At 36.4% G+C, this 11574-nt stretch carries 3 protein-coding genes and 1 CRISPR repeat array; all 3 genes read left to right on the forward strand.

Annotated features, from left to right (window positions below; genetic code table 11):
- Positions 1-220: 220 nt before the first annotated feature.
- A CRISPR array of direct repeats spans positions 221-7144; the repeat unit is 29 nt; unit sequence CTTTAAATCTATCCATACTGGATTGTAAA.
- A 244-nt stretch (positions 7145-7388) separates the two neighbouring features.
- The 3 genes from GMA13_RS10370 to GMA13_RS10380 all read left to right on the forward strand — a co-directional run bounded on the left by GMA13_RS10370 (position 7389) and on the right by GMA13_RS10380 (position 11415).
- Positions 7389-8060, forward strand: a complete 672-nt coding sequence (locus tag GMA13_RS10370) for an ABC transporter ATP-binding protein (protein ID WP_255884496.1) — start codon at positions 7389-7391, stop codon at positions 8058-8060.
- A gap of 3 nt (positions 8061-8063) precedes the next feature.
- Entirely contained in the window at positions 8064-10694 is a 2631-nt protein-coding gene (locus tag GMA13_RS10375) for an ABC transporter permease (protein ID WP_255884497.1), read from the forward strand.
- 73 nt (positions 10695-10767) lie between these two features.
- Entirely contained in the window at positions 10768-11415 is a 648-nt protein-coding gene (locus GMA13_RS10380; protein WP_255884498.1) for a response regulator transcription factor, read from the forward strand.
- Positions 11416-11574: the final 159 nt, after the last annotated feature.

Below are 11574 nucleotides of genomic sequence, written 5' to 3' on the forward strand. Positions count from 1 at the left end.
TTACAGTTTTCATAGCGGATAGATTCCTCCTGTTGCTTTTTTGGTTTAGCAACTTAACTGTAACACAGAGGTTCTCTATTCGCTATACTTTTTTTGCTTTTTGTAACACATCAATTGTAATCCTACAAAGTAGATTTACAAATGATTTTCTAAAATATTGAATTGGTTGACAAAATATGGTAGAATAACCTTGATAAAATCTATTCTTTGGCCATTACGGCTTTAAATCTATCCATACTGGATTGTAAAGATGCCATGCAAAGACTGCCCTTTTGAAAATTGCGACTTTAAATCTATCCATACTGGATTGTAAAGGTCTTGGCTTATGCCGGGGCAACCGTTTCCGCCACCTTTAAATCTATCCATACTGGATTGTAAAGTGATAGCACCTTCGCAGAACTGACAGGTGCTATTTACTTTAAATCTATCCATACTGGATTGTAAAGACTTCACAGCGACAAACCTCAGTTTTCTTTATCACTTTAAATCTATCCATACTGGATTGTAAAGTGATGACAAGCTGGAACTTATCATTGCAAACACAACTTTAAATCTATCCATACTGGATTGTAAAGTTACTTTGAAATGCTTTCCATTGATCGACTGGCATACTTTAAATCTATCCATACTGGATTGTAAAGAACCTTTTTTTGCTGCCCCTCGGTCATCTTGCCGGCTTTAAATCTATCCATACTGGATTGTAAAGTCACTTCTGTCACCTTTTCTGAAATTCATTTCGTCACTTTAAATCTATCCATACTGGATTGTAAAGTTCTCGTATATCTTGCAAGCTCCACCCAGCCCCAACCTTTAAATCTATCCATACTGGATTGTAAAGTAGCAATGTCGCCGACCCACGCATTGCCGTCTTGCCTTTAAATCTATCCATACTGGATTGTAAAGTTTTTTATTTTGCTGACCGACACCGTAATAATGCAGCTTTAAATCTATCCATACTGGATTGTAAAGGTTATAGTATGTTTTTCGCTCAATAGCTAATTTTGCCTTTAAATCTATCCATACTGGATTGTAAAGGTTGAATGGCGGTTCAAAGTTGAGAAATTTAACCAACTTTAAATCTATCCATACTGGATTGTAAAGTAATATCGGCGGCTGTCACCTTGTCAACAGTTTTTCCTTTAAATCTATCCATACTGGATTGTAAAGCAACTATTGCAAAACTTTGAAGCAATTGGATTGTCTTTAAATCTATCCATACTGGATTGTAAAGACATTCACAATCGGTTACAAGGGACTCGTCCAGCTCCTTTAAATCTATCCATACTGGATTGTAAAGGTAATGCTCTGAGAGGCGAGTGCAGACGTCTCATTCTTTAAATCTATCCATACTGGATTGTAAAGCACTGTCTAATATTGATATTACTTTTTCAGTTAGATCTTTAAATCTATCCATACTGGATTGTAAAGGAACACTTAATCGTTGAAAAAGAATCTCTCTTTAATCTTTAAATCTATCCATACTGGATTGTAAAGATATATAATTATGAATTATTAAATTGTCAGTTTACGCTTTAAATCTATCCATACTGGATTGTAAAGGTGCTTCAGAAACTTCTCGGACATACAGACATTAAACTTTAAATCTATCCATACTGGATTGTAAAGAGGTTATGCAGCTGATAAAACAACGCATAAATGTAACTTTAAATCTATCCATACTGGATTGTAAAGGAAAATAAAAATAAGAGAGGTAATTAAAATGAAAGACTTTAAATCTATCCATACTGGATTGTAAAGAGGTCTTTGGCGACGCTGTGGTTTTCGGCAATGCCCTTTAAATCTATCCATACTGGATTGTAAAGTATTAAAAAACCTCCGTGTGGTAACTTATTTACTATCTTTAAATCTATCCATACTGGATTGTAAAGAAGTTTTACACAATAAAGGACGTGTGTAAATTGACTTTAAATCTATCCATACTGGATTGTAAAGAAGAGCAGGGTCACCCTGATGTTTTGCCATTTCCTCTTTAAATCTATCCATACTGGATTGTAAAGTACTGTAATTTACGTACAGCAACGGGAATATAAGCCTTTAAATCTATCCATACTGGATTGTAAAGTTTTGATACTTCTATTGCAGTAATCTATATTCAGCTTTAAATCTATCCATACTGGATTGTAAAGTTTTCACTATCCGACACGCTACGGGCTTAATTCCTCCTTTAAATCTATCCATACTGGATTGTAAAGAATGAAATACGATTTCGAGGGTCTTGCAGCAGGCACTTTAAATCTATCCATACTGGATTGTAAAGGTATATTTTCAGACCATCAAGGCCGGCGAATACAACCTTTAAATCTATCCATACTGGATTGTAAAGATCATCTTCGTCAATTTTTTCTTTAACTTGTCCTCCTTTAAATCTATCCATACTGGATTGTAAAGACGATAAAGGCAGGTATTACATAGAAACATACTGGCTTTAAATCTATCCATACTGGATTGTAAAGACAACTTTTCCAACGCAGTATGTATTGTAGTTTTCCTTTAAATCTATCCATACTGGATTGTAAAGTACGTTCTGCAGCTGTCGATTTTTTGTAACGCTTACTTTAAATCTATCCATACTGGATTGTAAAGATATTGTACCCGTGCCGGATCATTGCACCGACACACTTTAAATCTATCCATACTGGATTGTAAAGGTAAGAATTGGCATACAAGCCCTGCTATCCTCAAGCCTTTAAATCTATCCATACTGGATTGTAAAGCTTGCTGAAGCTCTGGTATATCATCTGTGTTTAAACTTTAAATCTATCCATACTGGATTGTAAAGTACCACCAGAAATACCGACGCTTGTAGCACCGCCGCTTTAAATCTATCCATACTGGATTGTAAAGCATATGAGCGGATACGGTGACGCTTTGGCTCGGTGTCTTTAAATCTATCCATACTGGATTGTAAAGGCTCATATGCAAGAGCGCTGTCAAGGTCATTAAAGGCTTTAAATCTATCCATACTGGATTGTAAAGACTTAAGACTTGATTTCGATGACGCAGGAACTGACACTTTAAATCTATCCATACTGGATTGTAAAGTTATATCGTCAATCGGCGGGTTTACAGGTTGTGCGGCTTTAAATCTATCCATACTGGATTGTAAAGCCACGTAAACGGAATTCGATATATGCGGTCTGCTGTCTTTAAATCTATCCATACTGGATTGTAAAGTTAATTAAGCCGCTCCAGGTTTCCGATATTGTAAAACTTTAAATCTATCCATACTGGATTGTAAATCACAGAGAATATTTTCCGGCAGGTTAATAATTCCAACTTTAAATCTATCCATACTGGATTGTAAATTTGTTGAAAGGCAGGTCATTCTCTCTGAAATAGCCCTTTAAATCTATCCATACTGGATTGTAAATAACAGCATTTTAACTCCTAAATCAATTCCGAGCTGCCTTTAAATCTATCCATACTGGATTGTAAATCCACAGCGGAAACTCAACCGTCAAACGCTGAGTGCCTTTAAATCTATCCATACTGGATTGTAAATTTGGAAGCCCTGCGGCAATAAGTGTTTGTGCGGCAGCTTTAAATCTATCCATACTGGATTGTAAATGAAATTCAAGAGCTTACTACTGAACAGAGTGGAAATACTTTAAATCTATCCATACTGGATTGTAAATTTCTAATCATTGGATAGAAAACACTTTTAAAAACCCCTTTAAATCTATCCATACTGGATTGTAAATTCAACATTGAATTTATAGTCACGTCCTTGTTCTGCTTTAAATCTATCCATACTGGATTGTAAATATGCTTCTTTGTTATTTCAAAAGAAGTAGCTCCTACTTTAAATCTATCCATACTGGATTGTAAATCCTAATACCTCTGTTAATACTGTCAGCACCTTTTGCCTTTAAATCTATCCATACTGGATTGTAAATTTCTCAGCTGTGTTGCTCTGGAAGTTCAGTCGATTTCTTTAAATCTATCCATACTGGATTGTAAATATATTTCACGTCGTTTTTGCCAATCGGCTTTTTGACTTTTAAATCTATCCATACTGGATTGTAAATGCTAACTGTTGATGTTGCTGTGTCTTCTGCAACAACTTTAAATCTATCCATACTGGATTGTAAATTTCGGATATAAACATCTTATAAAATAAATAAATAGTCTTTAAATCTATCCATACTGGATTGTAAATTCGGAACCAAACAAGTGTGATGAGCAGAATTATCTCCCTTTAAATCTATCCATACTGGATTGTAAATCTGCCCACAGTTGGTCTATCTCGCTCTCAAGCTCAGCTTTAAATCTATCCATACTGGATTGTAAATCTGCTCAGCTCGGCGATAGCGGAAGGGTTTTTGCATCCTTTAAATCTATCCATACTGGATTGTAAATCTTTTGGATATACGATTAAAGATAAAAAATATATAACTTTAAATCTATCCATACTGGATTGTAAATGAGTACCACCAATATGTTTCTATGTAATACTTGCCTCTTTAAATCTATCCATACTGGATTGTAAATAACCAACATCGCAATATTCAGATATTTCTTGAAGCCTTTAAATCTATCCATACTGGATTGTAAATCATTGAATGAGCTCTTATATGATTTAAAGCGTATTGCTTTAAATCTATCCATACTGGATTGTAAATTTTATACGGTAGTATTTAGTCAACCCCATTGTTGACTTTAAATCTATCCATACTGGATTGTAAATTCAAACTTTGACGCAAAATCAAAATTTCGTGATAGGCTTTAAATCTATCCATACTGGATTGTAAATTCAGTATGGACGGATATAAACAAAAAGCACCTCCAACTTTAAATCTATCCATACTGGATTGTAAATTGCGATCACGGAGATATTCAGTATCATTGGTAGTACCCTTTAAATCTATCCATACTGGATTGTAAATGCGACAGCGAAAGCTGTTCCCCATAGCCCGTTGGCTTTAAATCTATCCATACTGGATTGTAAATGTATATATCGGTAAAATACGCTGGAACCCAAAGTGCCTTTAAATCTATCCATACTGGATTGTAAATCGAGAAAGATAACAGCGGACGAACTTCTTGACCTTCTTTAAATCTATCCATACTGGATTGTAAATAGGTTTGCGGCGATGCGACAATCGGTAAGCCATCACCTTTAAATCTATCCATACTGGATTGTAAATTTAGACAATAAACAGCAGTTTAAGCGCCCAAACTCCTTTAAATCTATCCATACTGGATTGTAAATAACGCATTTGACAATCGCTATATCGCCGTCGGCAACGCTTTAAATCTATCCATACTGGATTGTAAAGGTTGTTTTAAGATACAACACGCTATCTCAGTCTGTACTTTAAATCTATCCATACTGGATTGTAAAGACAGAAATTCTTAATATGCTTACAGAAGAGCCAAACTTTAAATCTATCCATACTGGATTGTAAAGTCGTCAGAGTTTTATTATCGACGGCAAAAAGACAGACTTTAAATCTATCCATACTGGATTGTAAAGAATATTTTTAACTTTTTATCTAACCCTCTCTCGTTCTTTAAATCTATCCATACTGGATTGTAAAGATGTAAAGGGTATATAGCAGGAAATAGGAGGTTGTCACTTTAAATCTATCCATACTGGATTGTAAAGAGAAAATGTGACCGTCGCTAAGAAAAATAGACTTAACTTTAAATCTATCCATACTGGATTGTAAAGATTGGATATGAACGTGACGATACTTTGCACATTAACTTTAAATCTATCCATACTGGATTGTAAAGCAACGAGCGAAACGATAAAATTTGAAAATCTGTCAACTTTAAATCTATCCATACTGGATTGTAAAGGTTCTTTGTCATCAGAAGCAGAAACCAAATTCAGAGCCTTTAAATCTATCCATACTGGATTGTAAAGTGAGGTGTCAGCCGAAGAATTATTAAAAGCTTTCGCAACTTTAAATCTATCCATACTGGATTGTAAAGACTGGTGTTGACGGTATACGCATCGTGTTTTCTCGGCTTTAAATCTATCCATACTGGATTGTAAATTATGGTGTGGCAAGCCACCACTCATTTTTTACCTTGCTTTAAATCTATCCATACTGGATTGTAAATTGACGTATGGCTTACCTCGTATCCATGTGCCGTTACTTTAAATCTATCCATACTGGATTGTAAATGAGAAAGAGGTTGAGTCGTCAATCGATAATCCTGAACTTTAAATCTATCCATACTGGATTGTAAATATTTACCACCGCTGTGAGTTGTTATTCCAGTAACGCCTTTAAATCTATCCATACTGGATTGTAAAGTTTTCTTTTAGCTTTTTTATTTTTGAATTCTTCTCACTTTAAATCTATCCATACTGGATTGTAAAGATTATCCGTTCAAGTGCGAATTTCCGCATCATGTTGCTTTAAATCTATCCATACTGGATTGTAAACTATAGACAGCTTGTCGCGTTCTATGCCGCCGCCTGTCCTTTAAATCTATCCATACTGGATTGTAAACTTTACCCAACTTTTGCTCTTGACACTGTATCCTCTGTCTTTAAATCTATCCATACTGGATTGTAAACCATATAAGACCTGCGGAAAAATTTGCGGTTGAAGAACTTTAAATCTATCCATACTGGATTGTAAATATTTATGAAACAGTGGAAGTTGATTGCGAAACAGTACTTTAAATCTATCCATACTGGATTGTAAATTCGGCAAAATTCCCGATGCCGGCGAGGTGTTCGACTTTAAATCTATCCATACTGGATTGTAAATAAGAAAGGAGTGTAAAGCAGATGGATGAGGAAAGCCTTTAAATCTATCCATACTGGATTGTAAATGAATCAGATATTTATAATACACTAAGCCGAGAATATCTTTAAATCTATCCATACTGGATTGTAAATCCTCAAATATTTGCGATAATACTTTTATTGACAAACTTTAAATCTATCCATACTGGATTGTAAATTCAGATATAAGAGCTTCCACAATATCGCACTCCCAACTTTAAATCTATCCATACTGGATTGTAAATTTGTGTACTTGGCGACGGTCGCTTAAGGTTTATCATCTTTAAATCTATCCATACTGGATTGTAAATGTGCTTGCACCTTTTAACGCCGATTCACGCAATCCCTTTAAATCTATCCATAATGGAGGGGTTACGGGAGATTAGATTGATATGCAAAGAATTGTGGTAGTACCGTATGCTGAAATTAAAAAATTTATAGTCTGTTACAATAAGTTAAGCTGATGAGCTGTGTGTAATCACAAATCATCAGCTTTTCGATTTTTCTTACAAAATGTCACTTTAGAGTCACATTCCGCCTATATAATGACATTGTAGTTGAAAGGGAGTGCTAAAAAGCATTTGCTTTAGTTCAAATCAATTTCATTGGAGGTATTATTATGGAAATTCTTAGAGTAGAAAACCTGACTAAAACCTATGGTGCAGGTGCAAATGCGGTGAATGCAGTTGATGCCGTTTCATTCACTGTTGAGCAGGGCGAGTTTGTCGCTATTGTTGGCGCAAGTGGAAGCGGCAAATCAACGCTTCTGCATTTGATAGGCGGAGTTGACAGACCGACAAGTGGTAAAATTTTTATTGACGGCAATGAGATTAACCATATGAATAACGATAAGCTGGCAATCTTTCGCCGCAGGCAGATAGGAATTGTCTATCAGTTTTATAATCTGATTCCGATTCTGACTGTTGAGGAAAATATAACTCTCCCGTGCGACCTTGACGGCAGTTCTGTCGATAAAAGCCGCCTTGATGAAATTCTAATGTCCTTTGGGCTTAAAGAAAGACGAAATAACCTGCCGAATCAGCTTTCAGGCGGACAGCAGCAAAGAACTGCAATCGCAAGAGCGCTGATATACCGTCCGGCAATTTTGCTTGCTGATGAACCGACAGGCAACCTCGATTCTAAAGCGTCTGAGGACATTATGAGTATGTTAAAGCTTACAAACAAAAATTATGGTCAGACGATTGTAATGATAACGCATGACCTTGAAATGGCAAATCAGGCTGATCGTGTTATTACAATCAGCGACGGTAAAATCGTAGGGGAGGCGTAAGGAATGAAAATTCTGAATAAGCTTACCCTCAAAAATCTTCGCTTAAATAAAAGCCGAACGATAGTTACAATTATAGGAATTATACTGTCAGCGGCGCTTATAACGGTTGTGGCAGGTATCGCTTCAAGCGGTCAGCAAAGCGTGATTAATGCAGAGATATACGCAAGAGGCGATTATGATTTATGTCTGCGCGGTAACGTAACAAAGGATAATATTGAGTCCGTCCAAGCAAACCGTAATGTTAATTCAATTTTTTATACCGATTCGATCGGCTGTGCTAAAATGCCGAGTCCTAAGCTTGAGCATAAACCGTATGTGTATATCATGTCAATCAGTTCAAACGCATTCGGACAAAATATAAAAACCTCGCTTGCTGAGGGCAGATATCCGCAAAACAGCAATGAGCTTGTTGTGCCAAGTGACTACATCAAGTGGTCAAATGAAAGCCCGAAAATCGGGGACACCATTACGCTTGATATAGGCAACCGTGTATCGGAAAACGGTGAAATAATTAACCCTATTCAGAGCTATGGCTTTATTGACAATTCTGAAGAAAGAGAAAAAGAAGATATTGACGTTAAGCTGCAAAGGCAGTATAAAATTGTCGGTATTTTATCTGATGAATCAACTAACGCAATTATGCTTGACCAAAATTCCGCCTGTATCTCTGTATTTACTGCCGCCGATATTAATAATCTGTCTGATAATGCTGTTATGTATGTTGATTTAACCCCTGACGGCGAGAAGAATTGTTTTGCAGCAGCCTCTGAAATTTCAGGTGTTGACGAAGAAGAAATGAATCTTTATTTTACTGGAGATGGAGAGTGTCCTTCAGCTAAATATGAATCCATAGATATACATACCACTTTGCTTGCCTACAAGGGCTACGGTATGAGTGATGAGACAATGAATTCTCTTTATATGATCGCTTCTATCGTCATTGCCATTGTTATCATTACAAGCGTATTTGTCATCCGCAACAGCTTTGCAATATCAATTACAGAAAAAACAAAGCTATACGGTATGATTGCCTCGGTCGGTGCAACGTCAAAGCAAATTCGCAAAAATGTAATGTTTGAGGGGTTTATACTCGGATTAATCGGTATACCGCTTGGTTTATTGCTTGGTGTTGGCGTTGTTGCTCTACTTTTACAAATATTAAATATTTTGCTCAAAGACGGCCTTAACGGTATCACTCTTGTTTACTCCGTACCGCCGTTAGCCTTGACTTTATCTGTTGTTTTGTCGGCCGCAACAATATTCTTTTCAACAATCTCAAGTGCTGTACGTGCGTCTAAAATTGCACCCATTGACGCTATCAGAAGCAGCAACGATATAACGCTCGGCAAAAAGAAGCGGAGCCTGCATTCTCCAAAGTTTGTAAAAAAGCTTTTCGGCATTGGCGGCGATGTAGCATACAAAAATTTGAAGCGCAGTAAAAAGAAATACCGTACAACTGTAATTTCTATTGTTGTCAGTGTTGCTCTTTTTATTTCTATATCCTCCTTCATTAATTACGGCAACAAGGAAGTTGAGGAACATTATCAAACTATAGACTACAACCTTTTTGTCGATTCTTCAGGAGATGTAGTTTTTGAAGATTACGAAAACGACCTGAAAAAAATAGCTAATATGGATGGTGTTACGTCATCAAGAATGGATATGCTGGCACATCTTGAGGCTACAACTTCAAATTTGTCCTTAAGCAAAGAGGCGGAGGAGTATACTGATTTGTATTATAATGGATACTTTTCCTGTGATATATTCGGGCTTACCGATGATGAATTTAAGGCGTATACCAAAAGTCTTGGCTTAAGCTATGATGAAGTCAAGGATAAGGGAATACTTTATAACACAGTTGAGTACAGGGATAAAGACGGAAAAACCCAATATGCCGATTATTTAAATATTGAAAAGGGAGCTAAGCTTGATTTTGTGACGACTATCGAAAAAAGCGACCCGGATTATAAGGAGATAGGCAGTATAGAGATTGCAGCCGATTCTGATAAGACAGCAATCGAAACCGACTATGATATTTCCCCCGGTACACTGTATGTGCGTCAAGATTGGATGAGAAATAATATTCCAAGCGAAGAACTATATTTGTCACTGCAAATTCATGCCGAAAATGCCGACGAGCTTGAGCAAAATATACTAAGTATGGGATATGCAAACATATATGTATATAACTATGATAAAATAGCTCGCTCGTTGAATTCGATATATCTTGCGATATCTATCTTTATATACGGCTTTATCATAGTAATAACGCTTATAGGTGTAACCAATATTTTTAACACTATCACAACCAATATGCGTCTCAGAAGCAAGGAATTCGCTATGCTTAAGTCAATAGGAATGACAAAGCGTGAGTTCAACCGAATGGTGCGCCTTGAAAGCCTGTTTTACGGACTAAAATCACTTATTATAGGAATACCTATTGGAGTGTTGGGTGGATATCTGATATATTATGCGTTTAATTCAAACGGGAAATATGCCTTTGATTTACCTTGGCTTGCAATATTAATTAGCGTTGTATTTGTGTTTGCAATAGTATGGCTTATAATGCGATTTTCAATTATAAAGGTGCAAAAGCAGAACATAATTGAAACAATACGCAATGATAATATTTAAATAGTGGGTTGACAATTAAATTGCCGATGCTATAATTTGTGTATTGACATAAACACAGCACACGGAGAAGGATATGAACATTCTATTTGTCGAGGACAACAAAACAATATCAAAGGGTCTTGTATATTCATTGGAGGAAAACGGCTATGCCGTTACTCTGTGCGAAACCTACGAAGAAGCGCTCGAAACCTCGCCGTTTGACTTTGACTTAGCAATAATTGATATTTCTCTGCCGGACGGCAACGGTTTTGAGCTTTACAGGGAGATTAAGCGGCTGAGTGATGTTCGCACCGTTTTCTTAACAGCACTTGATGATGAGGACAGCATAGTTAAGGCTTTTGACCTTGGCGCTGACGATTACATAACAAAGCCGTTTTCAATGCGTGAGCTTCTTGCAAGGGTAAGGCGACTTATCGGCAGCAGGAGCAATGCGATTACAGTAGGAGATATTGTGCTTGACCTTGAGAAAAAGACCGTGCATAGCTGCGGAGATCAGGTGGAGCTGACTGCGCTTGAGTTTAAAATTTTTTCAATGCTTGTACAAAACGCAGGCAAGGTAGTTACCCGTGATATAATTCTCGAAAAAATATGGGATATAGCAGGTAACTATGTAAATGACAACACCTTAACGGTGTATATCAAGCGCATACGAAAAAAGCTCGGTACAGACTGTATAAAAACAGTAAAGGGTTTGGGTTATAAATTTGAGCCTTCAAAATAAACTTACACAGAGATTAAAAATAATTCCGAAAATGTAGGTTTGTCAATGATGTGTTACAAAATTAGAAAACTTCGCCATTAGAAATAAAAGCGTTAATATAATCAGCAGGAGATTTCCAATTAAGAGGACGCATAGGAAATTTGTTGTATTTTCTACTGT

The sequence above is a fragment of the Ruminococcus sp. zg-924 genome (assembly GCF_024433635.1).
Classification (GTDB): Bacteria; Bacillota; Clostridia; order Oscillospirales; family Acutalibacteraceae; genus UBA7067.

What these genes read in the sequence shown, in the direction of transcription:
- GMA13_RS10370 (WP_255884496.1), top strand. Translation starts at nt 7,389, where the DNA reads ATGGAAATTCTTAGAGTAGAAAACCTGACTAAAACCTATGGTGCAGGT.
- GMA13_RS10375 (WP_255884497.1), top strand. Translation starts at nt 8,064, where the DNA reads ATGAAAATTCTGAATAAGCTTACCCTCAAAAATCTTCGCTTAAATAAA.
- GMA13_RS10380 (WP_255884498.1), top strand. Translation starts at nt 10,768, where the DNA reads ATGAACATTCTATTTGTCGAGGACAACAAAACAATATCAAAGGGTCTT.